Here is a 26099-nt window from a genome sequence, read left to right on the forward strand (position 1 = left end):
GCGGACTGTAGCTTGTTTGTGTGGTGAAATCAAGGCTACAATCCTCTCCACGCTCTACCGTTTTCTCTCCGAGACGCTGATGCTGGAATCGACCTTCGTCTTTCTCAAGGGAATCGGCTCCTATTCCGAGCGCCGCCTGTGGGAGCACGGGATCGATTCATGGCGCGCGTTTCTCAGTGAACTGTCCCTGCCCGGCATCTCCCCCCAACGAAAACCGCTCTACGACCTGGAGGTATCGGCAGCGATCGACCATCTCGAGGCCGGCGACTCACGATTTTTTGCCGCGTGCCTTAAATCGCGCGACCACTGGCGTCTGTTCGACACGTTTCGCTCGCGGACGCTTTTCCTCGACATCGAGACGTCGGGAGAACCGGCCGGATATGGCCATGCGACGGTGATCGGGCTTTGCGCGAACGGACGGATGACCAGCCTGGTTTACGGGGAGACGTTGACGGAAGAACGGCTCAACGAGGCCTTTGCGCAAGCCAACCTCCTTGTCACGTTCTTCGGCAGCGTCTACGACGTGCCGTTCCTGCGCGCCGCTTTTCCCGGACTGGACATCAGGCTGCCGCACTTCGACCTGTGCTTCGCGGCGCGTCGTTTAGGTCTGCACGGAGGACTGAAGCGCATCGAATCCGAGCTTTCGATTTCACGGGACACGGACCTCAACGGACTGGACGGCTGGGACGCCGTCAGGCTATGGAACGAATGGCGGCGCGGACGGCAGAGCAGCCTGGATCTTCTCCTCCGGTACAACGCGGCCGACACGCGCAATCTGGAACCGTTGGCGGAACGGTTGTACGGACGACTCGTCGAACGGTACGGACCGCCCGCTCCAGCCTTTCGGTCGGCGATGCATCCCGGTTGAACGGCCCATGACCTGGATCGGCGCCGGACTCACAGACACGGGCCTCCTCCGTTCCTCCAACCAAGACGCCTTCGCGATTCTCAACGATCGGGGCCTCTGGGTCGTCGCCGACGGAATGGGCGGCCATCCCGGAGGCGACGCGGCCAGCCGGTTGGCCGTCGAAGTCATTAGCCAACAAGCCGCCGCGGCGTTTCCGCGCAGGATGCCGAAACGCGCCGGACGAAACCCGGCCGTCGCTCAGCTCAAGGCCTTGATCGAGGCGGCCAATCGCGCCATTCTTGCAACCGCAGAGGCTTCTCCCAATCTGAAAGGAATGGGCACCACCGTCGTCGCGCTGCAAATTTCGTCCGGACTTCGTGCGCGTGCCACGGTCGCCCATGTCGGCGACAGCCGGGCATATCTCTGGCGCGGGTCGCGTCTCCTGCCGCTCACCCGCGATCATTCGCTTGTGGAAGACTATGTCCGGCAAGGCCTGATCTCCCCGGAAGAGGCGCGGTTCCACCCGCATCGCCACGTGCTGTCCCGCGCGCTCGGCATTGCAGAAACGGTAGAGCCCGACGTGTCGAGTTTCTTGCTGCGCCGAGGCGATGTGCTCCTGCTCTGCACCGACGGTCTGACAAAAATGCTGACCGACGAACAGATCGCCGGCGTGTTGCGGCGGACCGGCCAGCAACCCCAACAGATCTGTGCAGCGCTGGTCGAACAGGCGCTGCGGTCCGGCGGAGAGGACAACGTGACGGTGGTGGCTTGTCGAGATGCCCGTTCGTGACCTTGCCGCCCGAAAAAGAAATTGACAACGCCTTCACCATTCTGTAGCCTCCATTCCCAACCTTCACACCTTCCTATTTCGATTCCGGGATGGCCATAGAATTCTGCGGGCGCCGTCAGCCAGTCGCTTTGACCGTCCTTCTATCGCTTTCTCTTTCTCTCAGCGACGCGATTTGGGCTCATGGCGAGGAAGGAGGCGCCGACGATGAGGTGTCCAGCCCTGAGGCGGTGATCCGGACCCTGGTCCGCGCCAACGCAGAGAAGAACCTGGCGACGCTCTCCCGGCTGATGGCCCACGATACCGACATCGTCAGTTACACCGTCGGCGGACGCAAATACGTGGGCTGGACCGAGTTCGCCAGGGACATGCGGGAGGAATTTGAGTCGGTCACCCGGCTGGAAATTCCCATTAAAGAACTCAGAGTGTGGATTCGCGGCGACACCGCGTGGTTCGCGATGGAGCTGGACTACATCCGTTATGTCGGCCACGGCGGCGAGCAGACCCGCACCGTGCTGCCGCTACGCGAGACCGGCGTGCTGGAGCGCCGCCACGACCGATGGGTGCTTCATTCCTGGCACGAATCCTTCAGCGGCCTGCGATTCGACGCGGCAGGCACTGCGCCTGTCGCCTCTCCCGTCTCGACGGCCGCCGGGGCTGAGTCAAACGACCAGCGTCCGGATCTCAGCGGCGAATGGGAGATTCAAGAAGAAGATAAAGCCTACAAAGCCACGCTCGATCGAAACGGCAACGGCAGTTATACCCACCAAGGCGGCACCATCAAGACCACGAAGTTCGTCAGCCGGCTCTGGCAAGGCACCTGGCAACAATCCGGCAATGACCGCGAAGGCGGTTTCGAAGTGCTGCTGTCGGAGGACGGCACTCAGGCCAAAGGCATCTGGTGGTACACACGGGTCGGCAGTCGCACCGACATTCCTCCCAGGCAACACGGAGGAACCTATGTGTGGAAGCGACTGACTCCCCCGCCATCGTCCCGATCGACGCGATGACGTGCCTGGCTACGACACCACGCCCTGAGAATCGACGTAGAGCGCGATCAGCGCCTTTCCCAACAAGGAGGTCCTATGAAGCGCTCGTCTGCGGTCGGCCTCTTGCTCTTGCTCGTCACCAGTGCCGGACCCGTTTATGCGTCCGGTGACCATGACCATCAGACCGTTCCGACGCTGAAGAATCAGACCACGACGAGGGTCGCGATCACAGACAACGCAGTGACGCTCACGTTCGGCCCCATCGACCTGCCGTCGGGCCATGACGGAGAGTTGGCGGCCAGCATGCCCAAGCATATCTTTCAGCTCCCGAAAGACATGTACATGATCGGCTTCAAGTCCGAGGTCTTCACGAAAGACGGTAAGCCGTTGCCCAAGAATTACCTCCATCACATTCTGATGCTCAACAACGACCGTCCAAGCGTTTCCTGCCCGGGGGAGCCGCTGTTCTTCGGAGGAGCGGGTCTCGAAATGACGGAGGCCCGGTTTCCCGAAGGCTACGGCGTAAAGCTCGCCAAAGGGCAGCATCTCATGTCCGTCGTCGCCTTCTATCACAAGGCGCCGCCGACCAAGGACGTGATGGCTTCTTTCACCATGTACATGGCGCCGGAAGGGACCCCGGTCAAGGAAATGGAGGTCTATCAGGTCGGGGTGAACATCGTGTGTTACAGCAAGTTCGGACAGCGTGGTCCCGACCAGACCGACGAAGGGATCGAGATCAAACCCGGTGTCCACGTCTTGTCAGCACCGCTCAAGTTTCTTATGGATGGATGCGTGAAGTTCGCCTATCCCCATGGCCACGATGAGTTGCTGCTGATCGCCCTGGAGAACAGGACCGCCGGGCGGACACTCCTGCGGACGGTCCCGGACGTCGCTCAGGACGGCACATTTCTGGAGTTTCAACCGCACCAAGTCTATCGTGACGCCCGAGGCTTTACGGTCAACACCAAAGACGACTATGAGATGGTGATGGTGTATCACCACCCGCTCCACAATCCGAATATCCAGTATGGAATGGGCAACTACCTCCTCTACATGACGCCGGGGACCTGTCCCGGAACCAGTATGAACGGCGCTTCGCCGGCTCACTGAGTGCATCGAGGGATCCCACGTCAGGCCGTCGTCCACTTGCAGCTATAGGCTCCGGAAAGTCGGTTTTGCGCTTCGCTCGCGTACAAATTTGGCCATAGGTCTTTCCTCTTCCATGCCGCGGCCGTCGGCGCTCACTTGTTGTCCCCTACCAAAGTAGGCTCCGCCCCCATGCCGCGGACTGGGTTGTCGCGGCCCAACTATGATATTCAAGACCTCTCGCGCCCGTTATTCATGGCGGGTCGTCGCATGACAGCCGTTGCTTCGGCCGGAGGGCCGGCAAGCCATGGGCCGGAGCGACGGAAACGCTCATGAGCAGTCACGGCCAAGCGGCGGGGGTGAGAGAGCAATCGGGCGTGGGCAGCTGACGTTGTCGACGCCGGCCTGTAAAAGATACCGCACGGAGACGGGGCCACATTCGGCTCCGCAGGACAGACCGAATGCCAGAGCAAGAACCCCTCACGATGCTGGTCGCGAACGAGCACGCGGAAGAGATCAAGCTTGTCACGATCAGCATGCGCGGCTTCTACCCGGGCTGCCGGGTGGAAGCGGTCTATTCCTCAGACGAGGCGGTCGAATGGGCCTCCAAGCAAAGCTGGCACGTCATTTTGGTGGAAGAGAACCTGTCCCCCAGGAGCGGGATCACGATTCTGCCGGAGTTGCGGAGGCGCGCGCCGCAGGCCGCCATCATCGTTCAGAGCGAACACACCGACTCCGACACGTTCCTTCAAGTCATCCGCGGCGGTGCGGACTTCTATCTCTTCAAGAACTCTCCGGCCTTTCTCACCGAACTCATCATCGTTACCGGGGAAGCGGTGAAAAAACGTGAGTTGAGCGCGAAGCTCGATCTGACCCACGAACGTTACCTCCGTCTCGTCGAAACGTCGCCCGACACGGTGTACGAATTGGACTCCGAAGGGCGGTTCGTGTACGTCAGCTCCCATGTGTCGTCACTCTTGGGATACGCGCCCGAAGAATTGGCCGGCGCACACTTTACGAAGATCGTTCATCCAGACCAGCGGCAGGCGGCCGAACATCGTTTCAACGAGCGCCGCAGCGGAGCCCGATCCAGCAGGCAAGTTCTCTTACGCCTTTTGCCCAAAGCCGGAACGGGCCGTGATGAACACGGCGTGGAGGTCGAACTCCACGCCAAGGGCTTATACGACTCCCAGCGCCGCTTCATGGGAACGCTCGGCATCTTGCGGGATGTAACCGGGCGCCGGCAGCAGGAAGAGACGGTCCATCGCCTCCAGAGCCAACTACGACAAACGGACCGACTGCTGGAGATCGGTCGGCTGCTCATCAAGGCCTCCCGCGATCTTCACGATCCGCTCACGGCCCTCCAGACGAATTCCCAACAGTTGTTGAGCGCGATCCGGGCGCTCCAGCTCGAACGTCAGTTGGAAGCCATAGCGGCTCACGCCTCTCAGGCCGCACAGGTCAGGGAAGAACTCGCGGCGGCCGTCCCCCTCCCGCCCGAAACGGAGCGGGAGCGGAAGGAAGCCGTGCCGCCACGAGTCGAGCCGCCGGCAGAACAACGGCCGACCGTCGCCGCAGCCGAACGTCGGCGCTGGCCGCGTGTATCGACGCATATCGAGTCCAGCCTGACCGTCGAGGGATCCACCTGGAACGGCACCGCGCTCAACATGAGTCTCGGCGGCGCCTATCTGACGTTTGCAGATCGCCTCCCCGCCGTCGACGGCCAGCCCATCTACCTGACCCTCAGAAGCGCGGGCGGAACGTTAGAGCTCCATGGCACGGTCCGAGAACGAGGCGGAGTCGACGCCTTGCGCGCCACAGCGGCTCCGTGGTCCACTGCACTTGCCGTCGAATTTTCCTCCCTCGGCGACACAGAAAGTCAGGTCCTGGCTTCGCTGCTGGATGCGGTTCGCGAGCAAGCCTTTCCGCTCTCGATCGAAGGGCTCGTTCCCCTTGCCTATCCCCCGGATCGCCAGACCGGCTTACAGCGGCCTTTCGAGAGCATCGAAAGTTCGTTCGCCGACCGGCGGCTCGAAATCCGGGCGAAACTGACGCTGCCCGTCCGCGTCGAACCTTCCGAGCCGTCGTCCGGCCGCGGTCGGCACATCGGCTTGACCGTGAACGTCAGTCGTGGGGGCGCGTGTCTCCAAGTCAACGCGCGCCCCGATATGTTGGCGCCTCGCTTGACGCTCCGTCTGTCTCTCGCGACACCGTCCACGCCGTCTCCGGGTGCCGAATCCGTCGTGACCGGAGACGTCATCTGGACGGCCCCGGATCCGAGCGCACCGAAGGACTTATGGCCCGGCCCTTCCGAGAGCGCCCTGCGCGTGGGACTCCGCTTCCGTTCACTAGAGGAACGGACGGAGCGGGAGATCAACCGTCTGATCGCCCGCCTGCTCACCTCTCCCCTGCAAATCGAAGACGGCTTGGAGCGAACGAAGGTCGTGCATACCCTGCGCGAGTGCCGGAACGCACGGGGACGGCGTCTCGCCCTCTATCATGACCTGCCACGCGACCCGCTCGGCCCCGGCACGCCTCTGGTCATCATTGCGCCGGGCTACGGCCGGACGAAAACGGACCACCTGGTCCTCGCCCAGTACTTGGCCGGCAACGGGTTTCAGACGCTGCGCTTCGATCACTCCAACCACATCGGCGAAAGCGACGGCATTTTGGAGCACACGACGCTCACCGACATGCAATTGGATCTGCTGGGCGTATTGGATTTCGCCGCACAGACCTGGCCGGCCGCGCCGATCGCCGTGATCGCCCCGGATCTCGACGGTCGCGCCGCGCTGAAAGTCGCCGCGCGCGACCACCGGATCGCCCTGTTGATTATGCTGAACGGAGTCTTGGACGTCAGGCATGCTATCGCCGTTGAGCATCGACAGGATCTGGTCGAGGCCTATCTGCAAGGGGAACGGCGAGGGCTCGAACCCATTTGGGGGCTCAACGTCAACACGGACCATTGGCTCCAGGATGCGGTCACGGGAAGCTTTGTGGACGTCGCTTCGGCCGTTCAGGACGCCGAGCGGGTCCGCGCCACGGTCCTATTCCTGACGCCACACATCAGCGAACCTTCGGACACAACACAGGATGGGATCCGCCGGGATTCGTTTCAGCGCGTACTTGCGGCGCTGGGCGCGCGCGGAGAGGTGATCCGCCTGAAACCGGAGGTCTTCCTCCCGGCTCGCAGAGCCGAGGGCCCGTCCCTTCCGCTTTTCCGCGAACTGGTCACGCAGTGCCGTAAGAAGCTCCGCTATCGGGACACCCTGCGGACCGTTCTTGAACCGGTCGAGCGGGAGACCGATTTTCAGCGCCGTATCGAACAGGAGCGGCTCAAGCTTCACTATGACATGTCCACGGCGGACGCGCTGGCTTTGTGGCGAGCCCACGTGCAGCACGTCCGACAGCACGAACAACACCCCGAGCACTGGCGTCTGTTGGATCATCTCCACCGCTTGCTCGGGGAATTCGAGGACCGCGAGCCGATTTTAGAGGTCGGGTGCGGACATGGCGATTTCGCCCGCTTGCTCTTGATCAACCAGGCCTATCGCTCGCAACACAAACCCAAGACGCTCACCCGAGCCGTGCGGTACGTCGGCTTGGACAGCCAGGCCGACTTCGTCACGCGGGCCGGTCTGACCGCAAACGAGACGCTGGCCGACCTGAACGCCAAATTCGCCGGCGCGCTGGCACCCGCCCCCCCTTTACAGACCTCCTGGTTGTGCGCGGACTGGAACAGCCCCTTGCCTTTTCAGGACGGCCGATTCAGCCGGGTGGTCTGTCTCTTCGCGCTTGGTTACGTACAGAACCCGCTCTACACACTCTGCGAGCTGTTGCGCGTGTTGGCGCCCCGCGGAACATTGCTGATCACGACCTGGACACCGGATACCGACCTCTCCATGATGTACCGGGGACACTCACAGGACCGAGAATTGCTGCGCTATCTCGGCCGCCTGCGACAGGCGCTCCGGGAAGGCCGAATCCACAGCTTCGATCCGAACGACTTGGCCCGCTTGCTCAGATTGAGCGGCGCCGTCCGCCCGCGCATCTACACCGCCTTCGCCGGCAACGCATGCATCGGGCTGGTTGAAAAGCCGAATTCCTCTGGCTGAATTCTTACACCGGGTGTATACTTCTGCCGCAATTGACTTCCCGCTTCTGATTGAACACGTTCTAACACCCCGACGGCGCGTTACACAGCGATTCGCCTGTCTTGGAAAGCCGCGACTACAGGTTGAGTCTGAAAGATAGTATGACACGGAAGACTCAGGTCGTTCCGACGCCTGACGCTTTGAAAATCATCACGGATTTCAGCAGGGACATGGGAACGATCGCCGAACTGAGCGTTCTCGGCGAGCGGATTTTGACGGGACTGTCCCAATTGCTCCAAGTTCCGCATGCGGCGCTGTTTCTGCTCGACAAGGAGAAGGACGTCTACCATCTGGCCTGTTCCCGCGGATTCGCCCCTGACACCGCGCTCCCTTCGGGTATCCCCGCGCACCATCAGATCCCTGCGTTTCTGTCCCGCCACCAATCGCCCGTAGTGCGCGCGGGCGTCGACGCGGAAAAGCGCGGGGGGACACTCGGTCCCGGTGTGCTGGCGACTCTGGAAAGTTGGCGCGCGGACGTCTGCGTTCCGCTGATCACCAAAAACCGTCTGATCGCTTTTTGTCTCATGGGGAGAGGCCCGGACAACGACTTTGCGATTGTGGATCAGGCGGACCTGCTCATGGCCCTCGCGCAGACCGCCGCAAACGCGCTGGACAATGCCCTGCTGTACGAGGATCTGCGGCGGTCTCAAACCTTGATGCGACGCACCGATCGCCTCCGTTCGCTGGAGACCATCGCCGGAGGATTCGCCCATGAGATCCGAAACCCCTTGACTTCGATCAAGACCTTCATTCAGCTCGCGCCTGAGCGCAAAGACGACCCGGAATTCATCAGCGAATTCAGCAAGGTAGTCATCGACGACGTCCATCGCATCGAGCGGTTAATCCAAGAAATCCTGGATTACGCCCGTTACATGGAACCCAAGCTGACGGAGGAAGACCTCAATGAAATCGTCTCCTCCTGTTTGTACTTCGTCGAGGTGAAAGCGGACAGCTGCGGCATCACGATCGAAAGAGAGCTGGCCTCGGACCTTCCCCGGGTCATGCTGGACCGCCAACAGATCAAGCAAGTCATTTTGAATCTCCTGCTCAACGCGATGGACGCGATGAGCGAATGCGGCGGCTCTTTGAAGGTGCGCACGCATCGGCTCATCAAACCTTCCGGAGAGGTCTGGGTGCAGATCGAGGTCGAGGACACGGGGCCCGGAATTCCGGAGAGCAACCTGGAACACATCTTTGATCCCTTCTTTACCACGAAGCACCACAGCGGCGAGCACGAAGGGACCGGCTTGGGGCTGACGATCGCGCATCAGATTATCCAAGAGCACCATGGGAACATCCAAGTCTCGAGCAAAGAGGGGGTCGGCACGACGTTTTACGTGAACATGCCCGCGGCCATTCGTCCTCACGCCGGCCATACGTCTGGAGACACATGAAGAAACGGGTTTTGCTGATCGACGACGAACCGCGGGTTCGGGCTTCGCTGAAGATGGTCCTGGAACCCACCTATGACGTCATCACGGCGGCGGACGCTCAGGAAGGACTGGATCTGTTCCGGCGCGAATCGCCCAATCTGGTACTCCTGGACGTGATCATGCCGGGAACCGACGGGCTGACTGTGCTGCAGGCCATGCGGGCGGAGGACCGCTCGATCCCCGTCATCATGCTGACCGGGACCAAATCGGTGAAGACCGCCGTGGACGCGATGAAGCTCGGCGCAGCGGATTACCTCTCGAAACCGTTCGACGTCGAGGAACTTCGCATCGTCGTCGCCCGCACGCTCGAGTCGCACGACCTTGAACGAGAAGTCCGCTACCTCCGCGCCCAGGTAGTGAACCGGTACGCATTCCACAACCTCATCGGGAAAAGCCCCGCCATGCAGGAGATCTACGCCAAGATCGAACAGGTGGCGGACAGCCGCACTACGGTATTGATCACGGGCGAGAGCGGGACGGGCAAAGAACTGGTGGCGCGGGCGCTCCATTACAACAGCTCACGCCGCGACCGGCCGTTCATCGCGCTGAACTGCGCCGCCCTCCCGGAAACGCTGATCGAGAGCGAGCTGTTCGGCCACGAGAAAGGCTCGTTCACCGACGCGACCGCCCGCCGCGTCGGCCAATTCGAGTTGGCGAACAGCGGCAGCCTGTTTCTCGATGAGATCGGCGACCTGAGTCCCATGACCCAGGCCAAACTCCTGCGTGTGCTGCAGGAACGAGAGTTCACCCGCATCGGCGGCATCCAACCCATCAAGGTGGATGTGCGCATCATCGCGGCCACCAATAAAAATCTGGACGATCTGGTCCGCCGCGGCACGTTTCGCGAAGATCTGTATTACCGCATCAACGTCATTTCGCTGTATCTGCCCCCGCTGCGGGAACGCGGAGAGGATATCCCGCTTCTTGCCAAGCATTTCCTGGACAAGCGAATCGAAGAGGAGAAGCGACCCCACCAGGAGTTCTCCAAAGAAGCCATCGAGCTTTTGTCTCGATATCCCTGGCCGGGCAACGTCCGCGAGCTGGAAAACGTCGTCGAACAGGCGCTGCTGTGGTCGCAAGGCGCCACGATCCTTCCGGAACACCTGCCCAACTCGCTGCGGAGCGACAGCCGCTCGTCGTCGTTGCGCGAAGACACCTTGGCCGGCCGCCTGTCTCTCGAAAAAGCCGTGATGGAGTTCGAGCGAGAGATCATTTTGGACGCCCTCAAGCGCACCAACTACGTGCAGACGCACGCCGCCAATCTGTTGGGCATCAGCCGACGCATGCTGAAATACCGGATGGATACTTTAGGGATCAGCAGACCGGACAGTTCGACGGGCAGCGAGCCCGTGCAGTTAGTGCAAGAATGACACAGTGACGGACAGTTGTGAGCGATTCTCGCGCGATCTTCACCTAGATAGTGACTTGTAGAGAGAGCCTGACAGCCACCTTCCGACTACATATAGATGCGTCGTGTTCATCCCCACTGCACCTTGCGGTGCCCCTCACAAGCCTTTGATAAGGCATATAAATTGCTTCGTTTCTGAGCAGATCGACGAACTGTAGACCGATGAACACGTCACCTGGCTCAACGTCCCCTCCCCCTAAACCCTCGATTCTCGTCGTGGACGACGAGGCCGGTCCCCGCGATGCGCTGAGAGTCATCCTCCGTCCCTTTTTTGAGATCCATGCCGCCGAAAACGCGCACGCGGCGCTGCGTGTGCTCAAAGAACACCACATCGATCTGATCACGCTTGACCAGAAGTTGCCTGATCGCCAAGGCATCGACCTGCTCCAAGACATCAAACACGAGCATGCTGATGTGGAGGTCATCATCATCACCGGCTACGGAAGCCTGAAATCGGCGATGGAGGGCATACGCCATGGCGCGGCCGGTTATCTGCTGAAGCCGTTTAACGTGACCGAATTGATCACGCTGATCAATCAAACCTTGGAGAAGAAACAGCGGCTCGACTTTCTGCGTCGTTTCCTCAAGAACGCCGGAACGGCCTGGGGGACCGAGCAGGACTGCGACAATACCTGGGTTGACCTGAAACGCCAATACTTCGCCGGTGGGAAGTCACCGCGGGAAGGACCGACGACAAATGACCCGGCCGAACTGCTGCCCTTGCTTTCTGATCTGCTGGAGGCCAAAGACCGGCAATTGCTGAACCACTGCAGCCGGGTCAGCTTCTATTCGACGCTGTTGGCCAACCGTCTCAACCTCACCGTGGCGGAGCAGAAATCCCTGGCGCTGGGAGCGTTTTTACACGATATCGGGAGAATCGCCCTTGATCCATACACATTCGGCCATAGCGGCCCCGGCGAAGCTGAGAGCCTCAAACGCCACCCCGAGATCGGGGCGCGCATGATGCTGCCGCTCGGTTTTTCAGCGGAAGTCACCCAGATCATCGCCTATCATCACGAACGGTATGACGGTTCCGGCTATCCTCATGGTCTCCAAGGCGAAGGAATCCCTCTTCTCGCTCGGATCGTCGCGATCGCCCAAACGTTCGACCATCTCACAGCCGAATCGCCTGCGCGGCCGACCGCGTCCATCGAGGAGGCTATCCGCCGGATCTCGCTGGAAGCGGAGACTCGCTTCGATCCGATCCTGACGGAAGTGTTCGTCCGAGTCGTCAACGAATGCAAAGCCTCGCTTCCCGCCCTCGCCATCGCGGCCATGCCCACCGCGACACCGGAACCCTAGCTCGGACCGGTTTCTCTCGTTTCTTTCACGCTGTCGATCATTTCGGCCGCCGTCTCCCGCACCTTCTTCGTGATGGTAAGACCGCCGAGCATCCTGGCCACCTCGTCCTGTCTGGCGTGCTGATCAAGCTTCTTCACCGAAGTGCTCGTCCGGTTTTGCTTCACGCTCTTTTCCACCAACAGATGGTGCTCGGCCTGCGAGGCGACTTGAGGCAGATGAGTGACGCACAGCACTTGATGATAGGCGCCCAGCGCCCGCAACCGCTGTCCCATCACGGCCGCCACCGCTCCGCCGATCCCGGAATCGATTTCATCGAAGATGAGCACAGGCACCCGGTCCGTTTCCGCCAGGACCGTCTTGATTGCGAGCATCACCCGCGACAATTCCCCGCCCGAAGCGACGCGGGTGAGCGGCTGAAGCGGCTCGCCGCGATTCGCCGACAACAGATACTCGACACCATCGCGCCCCGTCGGCGAGAACGCCTCATCGCCGGCGCCGATCCTGACCCGAATCTCGAACCGAGTTTGATCCATGCGCAAAGCGGCCAGTTCTTCCGATACCCGTTCCTGCATGCGTTTCGCCGCCCTCGCGCGGCCCTTGGAAAGCTGTGACGCGAGCGCGTCGAGGCGGCGGACGTCTTCTTCGATCGACGCCCGCAACTCGGCGACGCGAACCTGAGAGCCGCCGAGTTCTTCGAGCTGTCGCCTCAGTTGAGCGGCGTAGGCCAGCACGCCTTCAACGCTCCCGCCGTATTTTTTCTTCAGCCGCTGCAGACGGTCCAGCCGTTCTTCGACTCGCTCCAACTGATCGGGGTCCTGCTCCAATCGGTCCTGATATTCGCGAAGGGACGCCGCGAGGTCTCTCAGTTGCAAGGCGGTTTGACCGCACGCCGCAGCCCACGCAGCAGTCTCATGGTCGATCTCGTGAAGTTGTCGGAGGCATTTCTCGACCGTCGAGAGATGGTTGAGCACAGCTTGGTCCCCGGCGTACAGCAGCTCATAGGCCGTCTGCGTCAGTTCTGCGAGGCGCCGCGCATGCACCAATCGTCGGCGCTCGGCCTGCAAACGTTCTTCTTCCCCCGGTTGAATCGCCGCCTCTTCGATTTCCCGAGACTGAAACCGGAGGAAGTCTTCCCGCTGGACCCGTTCCGTCGACAGACGATCGGCTTCCTCAAGCGTTCGTCGGTTCGCCAGCCACCGCTCGTAGACCGCCGTATACTCGTCGCGCAGCCCTCCGAGACGGCCGAACGCATCGAGCGTGTCCAGTTGCGCCTGTGCGGACAAGAGCGACTGCTGGTCATGTTGGCCGTGAATGTCGATAACCGTACCGGCGAGCGATTCGAGGAGATGGAGAGGGGTCAGGCTGCCGTTGAGGTACGCGCGGTTTCGGCCGGAACGCGAGAGGATGCGCCGGACAATCAACTCGGTCTCCTGGGAGCCCAGCACGCCGGCGTCACGGAACATTTTCAAGACGGGAGAAGTCGGATCAAGGCGAAACGCCGCCTCGATGTGGGCGTCTTCAGCCCCGGCCCGTATCTGATCGGCGGACGCGCGCCCCCCGATCAACAAGCCGATCGCGTCGATGAGGATGGATTTTCCCGCGCCCGTCTCGCCGGTGAGGACCGTAAAACCCTCGGCGAACTGGAGATCGAGCTGCTCAACGACCGCAAAATTGGAGATGCGCAGCTCGGTGAGCATGGCTGCGGGACATGGACGGAGCCCTTACGCTGTGCCCGAATGTTGGGCGAGCAACGAATCGATCACTTCCTTGAACTGCCGCTTGGGTCTCGCTCCGACGAGTTTCTCGACCGGCTGCCCGTTCTTGAAAAACAGAATGGTCGGAATGCTCATGATTTGATAGCGTCCTGCGATCTCAGGATTTTCGTCGGTGTTCAGTTTTCTGACTTTGAGCTTGCCGGCATATTCCTTGGCCAGTTCGTCGACGATGGGCGCGACCATCTGACAAGGACCGCACCACACCGCCCAAAAATCCACCATGACCAACTCCGGCGCCTTGATGACCTCGGTCTCCCATGTCGCATCATCGACTTTCAAGACATCACCACCCACGGATGCTCCTCCTTCGCGTTCAGCACAAACGTTAACATGTCGAACGGGTCACGAAAACGTGCCCGCGCATCGTATACCACGCTTCTTTGGACTGTCAACGCCAGCGCGGAATCTCTTGCCGGCAAGGAGACACCTTGGCCTGTTTCACAACACGCACGTTGTGTCAGCCGTCACCATCCCCATCCATCCGGCACACCGAACCACCAATCATCGGGTCTGGCCGCCCGCCACGCCGTCTGCTGCTTCCACAGACGCTCGGTGACCGCTTTGTCCAACCTGGTCGCCATCGCCGCGCTGATGTCCGATTGACGCTGCACTGCGCTCTGAATGATTTCTTTGGCGATCCTGGCCAACACGTCCGGCGGATCGACCAGATCTTCCGGCCGGCCGGTCGCCAGATTGAGGAAAAGATGCTCGACCGCCACCCACCGATCGGTCTTGGCGAGATGATCCAGATACCCGTCCAGCGCATGGTACACGTACGTCAGATAGACGTAGCTCTCCGCCGAAGGATGCGCATCGACCTCCCGCTGGCAGGCCTCGATCGCCCGTTTATAGTCGCCCGCAGCGAGAAACACCTTTGCGCGATGCAGGTAACCGGCCGACGGGTCTGACGCTCCATATGCAGGATCGGCCTGGATTCCGGCTATCTGCAGCGCAGCCGCCGCCAGAGTTGTCAGGCCGAACCGGATCAGAGACGAGTCTGGACGAATCATCCTCTGCATGAGACACCTCCAGGTCGAAGCCATGCGATACAAGCCGAATCGACCGAACCCGATGGGAACGCAACGGTCCCGTGTCTTCAAGACTAAGCTCCGCCCGGCACCGACGGTGCCGGCTGCGGCCGGCCATAGGGACCGCCGGGGGAAGCCCAAGGCAGGCCGCGTTCGCCCATCAACAGTGGGCTGAGGATCGTGCGCAAGACCGCGGTACCGAAGTTTTCGGTCCAACCCACGCCGGTCAGACTCAACATGAAATTGTACTGCGCCCGGTCGGGGAATTGCAGATAGTACAACCCCAGCGACCAGCACTTGCACGGATTCTGATACAGAGCGACCACGTCGTACTCCGGGCTCCGACCGTTCTTGACGTCATAGTACCCCTTAGCTCCGACGGTCCACCCCCACGGTGTCCGGAACGCGCCTCCTGCAGTCACGAACTGAATCTCCGGCGTCGGCGCAAACACTTCGTTGAACGAGATCGGATTCCAGATGTCTCCGCGCCGCACGCGGTTACCGTCACGGGTATGACGCTGCCCGATTTCCACATACCACAGGTTCTGCCGCTGGAAGCGGAGATCCGTGTTCCACTGGCTCATGGTTCCACGGTACGGATCGAAGAAGGCGTCAACCACGAGGTACGTGTTCAATGCCGGAAGCTGTTCGATCCCGGCGGACCCGCCTTTGGCGAACGCCTGCCCGGACGCAGGCACGACCTGGGGAGTCGTGTTTCCGATCACCGCTCTCAGCCACACATCGGAAAACTTCTTTCCGTCGATCGCCACCGTGGCCGGCACAAGCGGCTGGGTCACGGACCCGAACTCCGGCAACACGCCGGGCGTAAAATCCCTGGCCCGAGTCTGGACGGCGCCGACGCGGTAGCTTTGCGCCAGCGTCAAGTCCAACCAGTTGAAACTACCCCCTCGTGCCTCATGCTCGAGGAGCCGGCTCCGCAGCGAATAGGTCAGCAGGCTTTTCTTCGGCAAATCGTCCACCTGATCGATCTGCGTAATCCGCGATTGATCGGTCGGCGGCACGTATTCATAGATCACGCCGGGTTCGATCGTGTGCAGGAATGCTCCACCGTCGCTCGTCCGGAACCGGCGCGCCAGCTTGGAGGTCGCCTCCAGTGCAGCCCACAACGTCTCGCGATGCACCGATTCTTCCGTGCGTACGCCGCGCGTGTAATAGACCTCCCGCACTTTGAGTCGCGGCTTCAGGCCGATGACATGGCCGATGCCGAGCGTCTCCGTGGACAAGCTGGGCATGATATCCACACGATTCTGTGTGAAGCCCTGGTCGCGATAGAAGTTCACGAAGTTCGTGTCCATCCCGAGGAGCACCGGACCGCCGAACGGCGAAAAGTTGGACGCCGTGTAGCCGAACTCCGGAAGCCGCTGGAAGGTGTCGCTGCCGCCCGATTGCAGAGGCTGGAGGTATTGGCCGAGCAGATAGAGATTGCCGTAGGGCACACGCTGACTGCCGAGCAGATTGGATTCCCCGCTGGGCAACGCCCGTTGGGCGCCGGAATTGCTGAGTTGTTGCAGATAATCGGGGTCCGTTACGAGAAACGCCTGGGCGCGAATGAGCAGGTCGGGATTGACCTGCTGGACGTGAGTCCCGCTGATCAACGCCCGTGTTCGCTTGACGTCCGCCCCCACCGGACTGACCCCGGCGACGTTGGGCAACGTCTGCTGTTGCAGCGCACTGATCAGCCACTGGCCCCGCGATTTGCGATCCAGCACGTACCGATATTCGAGGTCGCCGCCATATCCGAGATCGCTGTAGTACTGCGGCGAGAGGGTCAAGTCTTGGCTGGGGTTGATGGCCCAAAAGTAGCTCTGCCGGAGGCTCGCTCCGAAGCGATTGTCGTATCCGACATTGGGGATCAGAAACCCGCTCTTGCGGGTGCTGAGCGGGTATGTGAGGGTCGGGATCGGCACGACCGGCACGTCATTGACGCACAGCCACGCGCCTTTGAGTGCCACGCTTTCCCCGGCGTTGACGTCGACATCATCGAACGTGAAACGCCAGGCGGGAACCGCTCCCTCCATGGCATCGCAGTTGGTGAACGATCCATTTTTGGCTCGATAATGATCTTCCGAGAAGCGCTGGAGCAGACGACCCGTCACGAACGTATTGGTCGGCCGCAGATAAACCTGACCGTTGATGACGACTCCCGCCTCGGTATTGACGTTCAGCTCCAGCCGCTCGGCCCATACGTCCGCCTTCGGATCGGACAAATGCGCATGGCCTGTCGCGATCAGGATGCCAGGCAGCATTCTGACGGTCACATGATCGGCCGTCAGGCGGACTGCGCCTTGGACAATGACTACGGACCCGTCGGCTTCGTACGTTTCCAGCTCTTTCAGATAGTCGATACGGTTGGCGGTGATCTCGATCGGTTGTGCGGCGGCGGGAGTCGCGGTTGCGGTCGCCGGTTTGGCCGGTCCGCCCGCACCCCACGCGAGCGAAACCCAACCCATCAGAACCCCTGTCAGCGCACAGCACGCCCACCCGCTGACCGACCCGGGCCGTCGACCCATCTCAACCCCGGAGAGGCGAGAGCCAACAGCCGCGCAAGAGGGCCTTGATATCGCCCACCAGCATCAGGGAACCGGTGACGCAGATCAGATCGGACGGAGCGGCCAAGCGCTTGGCCAGCGCCAGCGCGTCGGCGGCCTGCGGAACCGCATGGGCGGAGGGAATCAGGTCGGCAAGCGAGAGACGGAGATCCTCGGCGCGGGCCGCTCGGGCGATGTCCGCTTGGGTCAACACGACCTCGTCCACAACCGGAAGCAGCCTGGCTAGAAAGCCGCGGTGATCTTTGTCCCGCATCATGCCGAGCACCAGGATCACCCGCGAACCCGGATACTGGCGGCGATACCGGCTCAAGTACTCGGCAACCGCCTCGGCCGCCGACGGGTTATGCGCGCCGTCCACCAAGACGGTCGGCTCCCGCTCGATCACCTCCAACCGCCCCTCCCATCGCACGGACCTGAGACCGGCACGAATCTCCGGCTCCGAAACCGGCAATCCGCGGACGCCGGCCGCTTCAATCATCGCCAGCGCGCAAGCGGCGTTGTCCAGTTGATGACGTCCTTCCAGCGGGCAGGAAAGCTGATCATAGCGGGACGCCACCCCTTCGTACCGAAAGCTCGCCGGGTTCTCTCCTTCGACCTTAAAATCACGATTCAGCCGTGCAATGGAAGCCCGGTGTTGCGACGCAACGGCCTCGATGACCGTGAAGGCCTCCGCGGGCACCGAACCGACGATCAGCGGGACGCCCGGCTTGACGATGCCGGCCTTTTCCGACGCGATCGCGTCCACCGTACGGCCGAGGTACTCTTCGTGATCCAGCGCGACCGTGGTGATGACCGTGACCAGCGGCTCGACGATATTGGTGGCGTCGTACCGGCCTCCCATACCCACTTCCAGCACGGCCACGTCCACCTCGGCATCGGCGAAGTGTTGAAATGCCATCGCGGTGGTGAACTCGAAGAAGGTCGGGGAGCAATCGGCTTGGACGAGTTCGCGGATGCGCTCGGTCAACTCCGCCACCTGCGCTTCTCCGATCAGCTCGCCGTTGACGCGGATGCGTTCGCGAAAATCGACCAGATGGGGCGACGTGTAGAGGCCGACGCGGTACCCCGCCGCCTGCAGGATCGCTGCGGCGACGGCCGCGGTCGAACCCTTGCCGTTGGTCCCTCCGATATGCAGCGTACGGTACCGCCGCTGCGGCTCACCCAAGCGGGCCGCCAACAGACGCATGTTCTCCAGCCCAAGTTTGATCCCGTGCTTCTGGAGGCCGTAGAGAAACTCGACAACGGATTCGTAGGACATCGCGATCGGCTCGGTGCGGGCGGGTGCGAAGCTAAAAGTGGGCCACCAGCGTGCTCAGCGTTTCTTTCAGTTGCTTGCGCTCGACGATCATATCCACCATGCCGTGCTCCAACAGGAACTCGGCCCGCTGGAACTGGTCGGGCAACTGCTGTTTGATCGTCTGTTCGATGACGCGAGGGCCGGCGAACCCGATCAGAGCTTTCGGCTCCGCGATGATCACATCGCCCAACATCGCCACGCTGGCCGTCACGCCGCCGAACGTCGGATCGGCCAGCACCGAAATAAACGGCAGTTTGGCTTCGCCGAGTTTCGCGATCGCCGCCGAGGTTTTCGCCATCTGCATCAGCGAGAGAATGCCCTCCTGCATCCGCGCGCCGCCCGACGTCGTGACCATAATCACCGACAGGCGGGCGGCCAGCGCCCGATCGACCGCGCGACAAATCTTCTCCCCGACCACGGAGCCCATGCTGCCGCCCATAAACCCGAAATCGAAGACGCACAGGGCCACCCGCTTACCGTTGATCGAGCCTTCTCCGATCACGATCGCGTCCTTGCGGCCCGTTTTTTCCTGCTGAGCCTTCACCCGTTCACGGTATGAGCGGGTATCGTGAAACCCCAATGGATCCTGCGGCTCCAGTTCCGCGTCCCACTCTTTGAATGTCCCCAGGTCCACCAGGAGGGAGATACGCTCCATGACGGAAATGGGAAAATGGTAATCGCACTTGGGGCAGACCTTGTTGTTGCGTTCGACTTCTTTGCGATAGACGATTTCTCGGCAGTGATTGCACTTCAGCCACATGCCCTCCGCGACCTTCGCCCGTCGCGGCCCTTCGGTATCGGCCGATTTCTGTTTTTTAAACCACGCCATGGCTCTTGACCTCTTAGACGACGATCTCCTGCCCTTCTTCCAAGACAGTCAGATTCGGCAGATTCAGATCGCCGAGTTCGTGGATGATCCGATCCCTGAACCGGGGTTTCATGTGGTACACGTACAGCGCAAGATCCGAACGGCCGATCTTACGGAATTCCTCCGCCAGAAGTGCAGGCGTGAGATGCTTGGTGAGTCTGGCCAATTCCTCCATCTCGTTCGGGAAAGAGGTCTCGATGAAGGCCGCTTTCAGAGTCGGAAAGCCCGCCGCCGTACGCCAAAGCTGGTCCGTCCGGTACGTATCGCCGCTATAGAGCACCGTCGTCTCGCCGTCGGTCAGCACGAATCCGACCGTCGGCACCAGATGGTTCACCGGAACAGGAATCACGGTCAAACCAGACAGCCGGGCTTCCTTGCCGGCCGTGAGCGGGCACGAGACGAAGACCGGCCGTTCAGGGTCGGGCAACCGGAAGAAGTCGGGATAGACCTCGCCGTTGAAGATGTGGGCTTCCAGCCCTTTGAGCACTTCGGGGATGCCGGCGACACCTACCGGACCGTCCGATTCGCCGACCAAATTGTCGGCGAGCGTCGGCAATCCTTTGATATGGTCGAAATGGAGATGAGACAGCAGGACGTGACGAATCTGCTTCTGCTCGACCAACCGGAGCTGCGAGCCGATGGTGCCCGCGTCGACCAGTACGGTTCCATTGACTAGAAACCCGCAGGTCCCGCACTGCAGCGGTCCGCGCGCCCCATCCAAGAGCTGGTCAGAACCGTGACACCCCAGCACTCGGATCTTCACGAGCGGCACCCCGTCGACCGATCATCGCGTTGGCGGCCTCCTCCCGTCATCGCACGCACAGGGTCGAAGATTATCACACCCTTTCCGACTTCGCACGAAGAAAGCTGTGGTGAGCCGGATGGGCCTCCGGGCTGGATTACGGCTTCGTTACAACGACCCTCCGCCGAGTCCGATACGAACCATCATGGCGACTCCCAAACCGATGCTCCCCAGGCTGGCAAGTCCCTGCACCGCCCAATAAGCCCGGCGACCGAAGGACAGCGACCAGACGACAGGAACGCTGAGCGCGAGTCCCACCAGCATCATCCCGAAAATGGACCCGGCGCCGAACACGAGAATGTAAGCCATTCCTTCGCCCACGGTGCGTACGGCGGCGAGCACCGCCAGAAGGAGCGCGGCGGAGCCGGCCAGGCCGTGGGCCATACCGATCAGCAACGGCTGAAGCGAATGTTTCAGCCAGTGTGCGTGAATGTGATCGGCGCCGAATCGATGACTGTGGAAGTGAAGGTGTCGTTCGCCGTCGTGCTCGTGGGTGTGCAGGTGCCACCCTTCACGGAACATCTTGAGCGCCAGCGATACCCCAAGTGCCACCAGCATTGCTCCGACTCCGAACTCACAGGCTTCCGCCAAGCGACTGGAAATCGTCACATTCATCGCCATGACGACGCAGCCCACCACGAGCAGCGTCACGGTATGTCCCAGACCCCACCAGAATCCGATCAGTCCGGAAGCCTTAAAAGTCGGCCGCTGAGCCAACACGGTGGAGACGGCCGCCAGATGGTCGGCATCCAGCGCATGGCGAAGCCCCAGCACGAAGCCGAGACCCAGAATTGTGAGGAGTTGGGTGTCCAGCATGAAGGAAAGGAATTGTATGGAAGCGGCTGAACGGCGCCGTCCGGTCAATGGAACGGGGCGGACCAGGGTCAACCCCCTCGGGCATGCATCTCAAGATGGGGGTCCTCGCGAAGCCGCTCGATCTCGATCAACCGCTCCTCCCGAAGCCCGAATTGCTCCAGGGCCTTGCGCTCCTCAGCGCCTCGATCCTTGCGATGCCGCCAGCCGGAGCGAATGAGCGCTATCAGATCATCCCGCGAGGCGCCGGCGCGGAGGGGGGCGCGCAGATCGATCCCGTCCTTCGCATACAGACAGAGATACCACAGGCCGTCCGCGGTCACCCGGCTCCGGTCGCAGGTCGCGCAGAAGGGCGTGGTCGTCGACGCGATGATCCCGAACGTCGTGCCGTCAGGCAGGGTGAAGCGCTGGGCCGGCGCGGAGCTTTCCTCGATCACGGGCTCGATGGGACCGTATCGGCGGGTCAGCCGGTCGAGGATTTCGGCGCGGGAGAGGACCTTTTCCATGGACCAGTCGGTCGCGCCCCCGACATCCATGTATTCGATGAAACGGACTTCAGCGCCGACGTGTTTGCCGTACTCGATGAGGTCCGCCAACTCGTCGTCGTTGTACCCCTTGATCGCCACCGTGTCCAGTTTCAGATTCTGGAACCCGGTCCGCACCACCGCATCGATCCCTTCCAGCACTTGCCGGTGGGTGTCTCGCCGGGTCAAGGCGCGGAACCGATCGGGACGCAGCGTATCCAGACTGACCGTGACGCGATGCAAGCCGGCATAGTACAGCGCTTCCGCCTGATCGGCCATCAGCACGCCGTTCGTCGTCAGCGCGATGTCCTTGATACGCCGGTTCTGCGTCAGCATCCGGACGAAGATCGGCAGATCCTTCCGGAGCAGGGGCTCGCCCCCCGTCAACCGTACCTTGTCCACGCCGAGTTCCGTGAACACATCGGTGAGCGCGTAGAGTTCCTCGAAACTCAGGATGGTTTCGCGGGGCAACCAGGTGTAGTCCTCCTCCGGCATGCAGTATTTGCAGCGGAGGTTGCACCGGTCGGTGACCGAAAGACGCAGGCTCTTCAGCGGCCTGCCGAAGACATCGCCGACCGTCATGGGAGTATGAGCGGACATGCGTTGTGGTGGTCGTCCGTGATTCGCTGTTCGTTCGCCTTCCGCCTCACGCTTCACGTCCTAAGGATGCTCTTCGACCCAGACCTCGCCTTCCGGCGTATGTTCGAGTTTCCAAATCGGGGTGATCTGTTTCAGTTCGTCGATCGCCCACTTGCAGGCGCGGAACGCCTCCGCGCGATGCTCGGCGCCGACCACGATCAGCACGATGTTCTCGCCGATTCCGATGTCGCCGTACCGATGCAAAATGAGCACGTCGATGACATCGAACTCCTTGAGCGCCCGCTCGCGGATCTCGCGCAGCTTCTTCTGGGCCATCCCTTCGTAGTATTCGAAGGTGATGCCGCTTACATCCCGCCCTTTCGATCGATCTCGGGCGGTGCCGAGAAAGATCGCGATGCCGCCGATACGCGTGGATCGGCTGCGCACCCGGGCGATCTCTTCGTCGACTGAAAAATTGTCGCGCTGCACGCGGACGAACATGGCATCGTCTCCGCGCGGCGACCCGTTTCCGCTCTCGTGTGTCATGGGTGCCCCACCTGCGAAAGGCGGCAACAACGCCACCTCGTCGCCTTCGTTGATTTCGGTGTCCTCGCTTGCGATGGTTTGGTTCACTGACACCAAGACTTTCTTTTTGTGGATCAACTCGCCGATCCGGGGATACTGCGCGTCCAGCGCCCCGATCAAATCCTTGACCCGCCGGCCGGACGCCGGCGCCACCGACAGCTCGCCTTGGTTATTCGCGAGCGACTTCGTCATGCCGAACAGTTTGACGACGATCATCGAACCGATACTGGGGAATGAGGAATTGGGATGAGGAATTCCCACCTGGCCTGATCGCTTATCGAATTCCTCATTCCACATTCCTCATTCATCATTCCCTTCTATACGCGCCCGACTTCCCGCCGGCCTTCGACAGCAGGCAGATATCGCTGAAACTCATGCCGCGATCCACGGCCTTGCACATATCATAAATGGTCAACGCCGCCACCGAGACGGCGGTCATCGCCTCCATCTCCACTCCGGTTTGACCGGTCGTCTTGACGGTCGCGGTGATCGTGATCGCGCACCGGCCGTCCCGATCGGGTTGCGGATCTTCCTTGAACGAGATGTCCACGCTGGTCAGCAGAAGCGGATGGCACATGGGGATCAGATCGGGAGTCCGTTTGGCGCCCATGACCCCGGCGACCTGCGCCACAGCCAGCACGTCTCCTTTGGCGATCTTGCCCCGCTGAATCTTTTCGAGCGTCTCAGGTTTGAGGCAGACCTTCGCTTGCGCCGAGGCGACCCGTTCGGTCGAATCCTTGCCGGTCACATCGACCATCCGCGCTCGTCCCGCCTCGTTAAAGTGCGTAAACTCAGCCATTTTCCTCGGTGAATCAGGACGTTGCGAGTGCGTGGAGAATTATAGGAGCCGCTGAAAAGAGGAGTCAAGCGCGAAGATATCCGGATGGGTATCTAGTCCGTTGCTTGACACCTTTCTGAATGATCAACGAGAATGGCTCGCATGGCTGGTCGTATCGTCATCGAACGCCTGGAATTTCAAGGACATTGCGGAGTCATCCCGGAGGAGCGGCAAACGCCTCAGCCGATCGCCGTCGATGTGGAGCTGGATTACCAGACGGAAGCGGCGGCGGCCACCGACAACATCGACCATACCGTGGACTATGCCCAGGTCGCGGAACGGATCGTCGAGGTCGGAACGAGTCAGGATTCCTGCCTCCTCGAGACGCTGGCCGAACGGCTCGTCGGCATGTTGTTCGCGGAATTTCCCGCCGAGCGTGTCCGGATCTGGATCCGCAAGCTGGCTCCGCCGCTCAAACTCTCCACTGAGTCGGTCGGGATCCGTTTAGAGCGGAGCCGAACGGCTCAGCAGCTTCATGCGGCCGATCCGCCGCCGGCCAGGTTCTTGGTCCAGCAGCTTCACCGATTGCCGAAAGGAAAGGCGCTCGATGTGGCGGCCGGACGCGGCCGGAACGCCCTGTTCCTGGCCTCGCACGGATTCCACGTGGAGGCCATCGACCGGGACGAGCAGGCGTTGGCCGCACTCGCGGCGACCGCTCGGCAGCGGAACCTCCGGAACCTGACCGTCCGAACGGTCGATCTGGAAAAGGACGACCGGACGCCCGAATTTCCGAAGGGAGAGTACGACGTGATCGTGGTTTTCTTCTATCTCTATCGGTCACTCTTTCCCGCCTTGCTCGACGCGCTGAAACCGAACGGCGTGCTCGTGTACGAGACCTTTTTGATCGACAACTACCTTCGCCATCGGCACCCGCGGCGCTGGGAATTTTGCCTGGCGCACAACGAGCTGCTGCGCCTCACCTCGCGTCTGCGCGTGCTGTACTACGACGAGGGCGAACACGAAGGCGGGCACGGCGCGGACGCCGCGTTCACCGCCCAACTCGTGGCGCAGAAGACGGGCAAGGGGGCGCATGAGCCGTATTGACCTTCATCTCCACACGACTCATTCGGACGGCAGCTTGCCGCCGGCCGACGTGCTGGCGCTCGCCGGGAAAACCGGCGTGACCGCGCTGGCGATCACCGATCATGACATCGTGAACGGGATTCCGGAAGCGACGGACGCCGGTGAGCGCGTCGGCATCGAGGTCATCCCGGGCGTCGAGATCAGCTCCCGTTACGGCGACGGCGAATTGCACATCCTCGGCTACTTTATCGATTGGAAAGACGCCGAGTTGAACCGCCGCCTGGCCAATCTGCGGAACAGCCGCCACGACCGGAACCCGCGCATCATCGAGAAGCTCAACGAACTCGGCCTCGCGGTCACCTATGACGAGGTCAGAGCCCTCGCGGGAACCGAGTCGGTCGGCCGCCCGCACATCGCCCGCGTGCTCATGAGCAAAGGGTACGTCGCCTCGGCCAAAGAGGCGTTCGACCGTTATCTGTCCGAAGGCGCGGCCGCCTATGTGCCGCGCGATCTGCCCGCTCCGGCCGAAGCCATCGCCTGGATCAGAGCCGCGCGCGGCGTGGCGGTGTTAGCGCACCCGACCTGGGTCAAGGAGTCGGCGGAAGGACTGTTCAGGCTCTGCGACAAGCTGAAGGGCGAGGGGCTCGGAGGGATCGAAGTCTACTACAGTACGCACACCGCGCAACAGACGGCCGAGTACCTCAACATCGCCAAACGCCTCGATCTGCTCGTCACCGGCGGCAGTGACTTTCACGGCGTGACAAAGCCCGATATCGACGTCGGGGTCGGCCGCGGTGGGCTCAAGGTGCCGGAGAAGTTACTCGGTCCGCTTAAGAAAGCCGCTTTCGCGTAGCGCCCGCGCCCGCTGACGCCGCTCCGGTCCGGTCCTCCGTTTAGTATGATACATCAAGACGGCGGGGCTCCCGTCGCTCGTACCCTTTTTCAAGGAGAAGCGGCCATGAACAGACACCTGCAGCTCACCCGGACCGCCGGACTCATTCTCTGGGTCCTGCTCGCCACCGTCCCCGTCCAGGCCGGCGACATGACGATCATTCAAGGCAGCGACGGCACGACCGGTACCGTCTATGACCTCGGCGGGATCAAGTTGTATCAGGACAGTCACGGCACGCGGGGGACGGTCTACGATTTCGGCGGGGTCTCTACGTATCAATTCACGAGTCCCGGCGGAGAGACCAGGTCCGGGACCATCTACAATTTCGGCGCGCCGCCTCCGCCCAATAACCTCACGCCCGCGCCGATCCTGCCGTTCAATCCGCACGGCACGCTGATGCCCCGCGAGTCGGTCGCGCCGGTTGCGCCGTTCCCACCGAGTTCAGGTTTTGGATCGTTCGGCGGGGGCGGCAGTGGACAACCTGGACGGTAACGGACTC

22 protein-coding genes, 1 tRNA gene and 1 pseudogene are annotated in these 26099 nt (G+C 61.7%); 12 read left to right on the plus strand and 12 right to left on the minus strand.

Going from position 1 to position 26099, the window contains the following annotated elements; all coding sequences use genetic code 11:
• Positions 1–79 precede the first annotated feature (79 nt).
• The 8 genes from AB1555_17615 (at position 80) to AB1555_17650 (ending at position 12006) form a co-directional block, all read left to right on the plus strand.
• Positions 80–868, plus strand: coding sequence for a ribonuclease H-like domain-containing protein (locus tag AB1555_17615; GenBank protein ID MEW6248505.1), 789 nt, complete (start codon positions 80–82; stop codon positions 866–868).
• A gap of 7 nt (positions 869–875) precedes the next feature.
• On the plus strand, positions 876–1637 hold the full coding sequence (locus AB1555_17620; protein MEW6248506.1) for a Stp1/IreP family PP2C-type Ser/Thr phosphatase: 762 nt from the start codon (positions 876–878) through the stop codon (positions 1635–1637).
• Positions 1638–1846: 209 nt separating this feature from the next.
• Entirely contained in the window at positions 1847–2644 is a 798-nt protein-coding gene (locus AB1555_17625; GenBank protein MEW6248507.1) for a nuclear transport factor 2 family protein, read from the plus strand.
• A gap of 75 nt (positions 2645–2719) precedes the next feature.
• Positions 2720–3733: a hypothetical protein gene (locus AB1555_17630; protein ID MEW6248508.1), complete on the plus strand. Its 1014-nt coding sequence runs from the start codon at positions 2720–2722 to the stop codon at positions 3731–3733.
• Positions 3734–4170: 437 nt separating this feature from the next.
• Positions 4171–7824, plus strand: coding sequence for a PilZ domain-containing protein (locus tag AB1555_17635; protein MEW6248509.1), 3654 nt, complete (start codon positions 4171–4173; stop codon positions 7822–7824).
• Positions 7825–7964: 140 nt separating this feature from the next.
• Entirely contained in the window at positions 7965–9257 is a 1293-nt protein-coding gene (locus AB1555_17640) for an ATP-binding protein (protein ID MEW6248510.1), read from the plus strand.
• Positions 9254–10666: a sigma-54 dependent transcriptional regulator gene (locus AB1555_17645; protein ID MEW6248511.1), complete on the plus strand. Its 1413-nt coding sequence runs from the start codon at positions 9254–9256 to the stop codon at positions 10664–10666. The genes AB1555_17640 and AB1555_17645 overlap by 4 nt, the downstream gene beginning before the upstream one ends.
• Before the next feature lie 200 nt (positions 10667–10866).
• On the plus strand, positions 10867–12006 hold the full coding sequence (locus AB1555_17650) for an HD domain-containing phosphohydrolase (protein ID MEW6248512.1): 1140 nt from the start codon (positions 10867–10869) through the stop codon (positions 12004–12006).
• On the opposite strand, the gene recN is transcribed toward AB1555_17650, so the two are convergent.
• The 7 genes from recN to AB1555_17685 form a co-directional block, all read right to left on the minus strand.
• On the minus strand, positions 12003–13703 hold the full coding sequence (gene recN, locus AB1555_17655; GenBank protein ID MEW6248513.1) for a DNA repair protein RecN: 1701 nt from the start codon (positions 13701–13703) through the stop codon (positions 12003–12005). The two genes, AB1555_17650 and recN, sit on opposite strands and share 4 nt — an antisense overlap.
• A 24-nt stretch (positions 13704–13727) precedes the next feature.
• Positions 13728–14075: a thioredoxin gene (trxA, locus tag AB1555_17660; GenBank protein ID MEW6248514.1), complete on the minus strand. Its 348-nt coding sequence runs from the start codon at positions 14073–14075 to the stop codon at positions 13728–13730.
• A gap of 170 nt (positions 14076–14245) precedes the next feature.
• Positions 14246–14800: a hypothetical protein gene (locus AB1555_17665; GenBank protein MEW6248515.1), complete on the minus strand. Its 555-nt coding sequence runs from the start codon at positions 14798–14800 to the stop codon at positions 14246–14248.
• Between the two features lie 83 nt (positions 14801–14883).
• Positions 14884–17280, minus strand: coding sequence for an LPS assembly protein LptD (gene lptD, locus AB1555_17670; GenBank protein MEW6248516.1), 2397 nt, complete (start codon positions 17278–17280; stop codon positions 14884–14886).
• A 61-nt stretch (positions 17281–17341) separates the two neighbouring features.
• A complete protein-coding gene (locus tag AB1555_17675; GenBank protein ID MEW6248517.1) occupies positions 17342–18637 on the minus strand; it encodes a folylpolyglutamate synthase/dihydrofolate synthase family protein in 1296 nt (431 codons plus the stop codon).
• A 31-nt stretch (positions 18638–18668) separates the two neighbouring features.
• Positions 18669–19505, minus strand: coding sequence for an acetyl-CoA carboxylase, carboxyltransferase subunit beta (gene accD, locus AB1555_17680; protein ID MEW6248518.1), 837 nt, complete (start codon positions 19503–19505; stop codon positions 18669–18671).
• A 13-nt stretch (positions 19506–19518) separates the two neighbouring features.
• Positions 19519–19710, minus strand: coding sequence for a hypothetical protein (locus AB1555_17685; protein MEW6248519.1), 192 nt, complete (start codon positions 19708–19710; stop codon positions 19519–19521).
• A gap of 61 nt (positions 19711–19771) precedes the next feature.
• On the opposite strand from AB1555_17685, the gene AB1555_17690 reads away from it, so the two are divergent.
• Positions 19772–19868, plus strand: a tRNA-OTHER gene (locus tag AB1555_17690).
• Here the strand turns inward: AB1555_17690 and AB1555_17695 are convergent.
• From AB1555_17695 to moaC, 5 genes and pseudogenes are all read right to left on the minus strand, one after another.
• Positions 19831–20316: pseudogene (locus AB1555_17695) on the minus strand (MBL fold metallo-hydrolase). The gene AB1555_17690 and the pseudogene AB1555_17695 sit on opposite strands and share 38 nt — an antisense overlap.
• Positions 20317–20454: 138 nt before the next feature.
• Entirely contained in the window at positions 20455–21162 is a 708-nt protein-coding gene (locus AB1555_17700) for an urease accessory protein (protein ID MEW6248520.1), read from the minus strand.
• Between the two features lie 68 nt (positions 21163–21230).
• Positions 21231–22283 (minus strand): GTP 3',8-cyclase MoaA, encoded by a 1053-nt coding sequence (gene moaA / locus AB1555_17705; protein ID MEW6248521.1) that lies wholly within the window; start codon positions 22281–22283, stop codon positions 21231–21233.
• 60 nt (positions 22284–22343) lie between these two features.
• Positions 22344–23144 carry a molybdenum cofactor biosynthesis protein MoaE gene (locus AB1555_17710; GenBank protein ID MEW6248522.1) on the minus strand — a complete coding sequence of 267 codons (801 nt, stop codon included), beginning with the start codon at positions 23142–23144 and terminating at the stop codon, positions 22344–22346.
• Positions 23145–23154: 10 nt separating this feature from the next.
• Entirely contained in the window at positions 23155–23646 is a 492-nt protein-coding gene (gene moaC / locus AB1555_17715; protein MEW6248523.1) for a cyclic pyranopterin monophosphate synthase MoaC, read from the minus strand.
• A 141-nt stretch (positions 23647–23787) separates the two neighbouring features.
• Between moaC and folB the strand changes: the two genes are divergently transcribed.
• The 3 genes from folB (at position 23788) to AB1555_17730 (ending at position 26092) form a co-directional block, all read left to right on the plus strand.
• Complete coding sequence (gene folB / locus AB1555_17720; GenBank protein MEW6248524.1) at positions 23788–24729, plus strand: dihydroneopterin aldolase; 942 nt, start codon at positions 23788–23790, stop codon at positions 24727–24729.
• A complete protein-coding gene (locus tag AB1555_17725) occupies positions 24716–25561 on the plus strand; it encodes a PHP domain-containing protein (GenBank protein ID MEW6248525.1) in 846 nt (281 codons plus the stop codon). Before folB ends, AB1555_17725 begins: the two co-directional genes overlap by 14 nt.
• Positions 25562–25666: 105 nt before the next feature.
• Complete coding sequence (locus tag AB1555_17730; GenBank protein MEW6248526.1) at positions 25667–26092, plus strand: hypothetical protein; 426 nt, start codon at positions 25667–25669, stop codon at positions 26090–26092.
• Positions 26093–26099 lie beyond the last annotated feature (7 nt).

Source organism: Nitrospirota bacterium, assembly GCA_040755395.1.
Taxonomy (GTDB): domain Bacteria; phylum Nitrospirota; class Nitrospiria; order Nitrospirales; family Nitrospiraceae; genus DATLZU01.

What these genes read in the sequence shown, in the direction of transcription:
- AB1555_17615 (MEW6248505.1), top strand. Translation starts at nt 80, where the DNA reads ATGCTGGAATCGACCTTCGTCTTTCTCAAGGGAATCGGCTCCTATTCC.
- AB1555_17620 (MEW6248506.1), top strand. Translation starts at nt 876, where the DNA reads ATGACCTGGATCGGCGCCGGACTCACAGACACGGGCCTCCTCCGTTCC.
- AB1555_17630 (MEW6248508.1), top strand. Translation starts at nt 2,720, where the DNA reads ATGAAGCGCTCGTCTGCGGTCGGCCTCTTGCTCTTGCTCGTCACCAGT.
- AB1555_17635 (MEW6248509.1), top strand. Translation starts at nt 4,171, where the DNA reads ATGCCAGAGCAAGAACCCCTCACGATGCTGGTCGCGAACGAGCACGCG.
- AB1555_17640 (MEW6248510.1), top strand. Translation starts at nt 7,965, where the DNA reads ATGACACGGAAGACTCAGGTCGTTCCGACGCCTGACGCTTTGAAAATC.
- AB1555_17645 (MEW6248511.1), top strand. Translation starts at nt 9,254, where the DNA reads ATGAAGAAACGGGTTTTGCTGATCGACGACGAACCGCGGGTTCGGGCT.
- AB1555_17650 (MEW6248512.1), top strand. Translation starts at nt 10,867, where the DNA reads ATGAACACGTCACCTGGCTCAACGTCCCCTCCCCCTAAACCCTCGATT.
- recN (MEW6248513.1), bottom strand. Translation starts at nt 13,703, where the DNA reads ATGCTCACCGAGCTGCGCATCTCCAATTTTGCGGTCGTTGAGCAGCTC.
- AB1555_17665 (MEW6248515.1), bottom strand. Translation starts at nt 14,800, where the DNA reads ATGCAGAGGATGATTCGTCCAGACTCGTCTCTGATCCGGTTCGGCCTG.
- lptD (MEW6248516.1), bottom strand. Translation starts at nt 17,280, where the DNA reads ATGGGTTGGGTTTCGCTCGCGTGGGGTGCGGGCGGACCGGCCAAACCG.
- AB1555_17675 (MEW6248517.1), bottom strand. Translation starts at nt 18,637, where the DNA reads ATGTCCTACGAATCCGTTGTCGAGTTTCTCTACGGCCTCCAGAAGCAC.
- accD (MEW6248518.1), bottom strand. Translation starts at nt 19,505, where the DNA reads ATGGCGTGGTTTAAAAAACAGAAATCGGCCGATACCGAAGGGCCGCGA.
- AB1555_17700 (MEW6248520.1), bottom strand. Translation starts at nt 21,162, where the DNA reads ATGCTGGACACCCAACTCCTCACAATTCTGGGTCTCGGCTTCGTGCTG.
- moaA (MEW6248521.1), bottom strand. Translation starts at nt 22,283, where the DNA reads ATGTCCGCTCATACTCCCATGACGGTCGGCGATGTCTTCGGCAGGCCG.
- AB1555_17710 (MEW6248522.1), bottom strand. Translation starts at nt 23,144, where the DNA reads ATGTGGAATGAGGAATTCGATAAGCGATCAGGCCAGGTGGGAATTCCT.
- moaC (MEW6248523.1), bottom strand. Translation starts at nt 23,646, where the DNA reads ATGGCTGAGTTTACGCACTTTAACGAGGCGGGACGAGCGCGGATGGTC.
- folB (MEW6248524.1), top strand. Translation starts at nt 23,788, where the DNA reads ATGGCTGGTCGTATCGTCATCGAACGCCTGGAATTTCAAGGACATTGC.
- AB1555_17725 (MEW6248525.1), top strand. Translation starts at nt 24,716, where the DNA reads ATGAGCCGTATTGACCTTCATCTCCACACGACTCATTCGGACGGCAGC.
- AB1555_17730 (MEW6248526.1), top strand. Translation starts at nt 25,667, where the DNA reads ATGAACAGACACCTGCAGCTCACCCGGACCGCCGGACTCATTCTCTGG.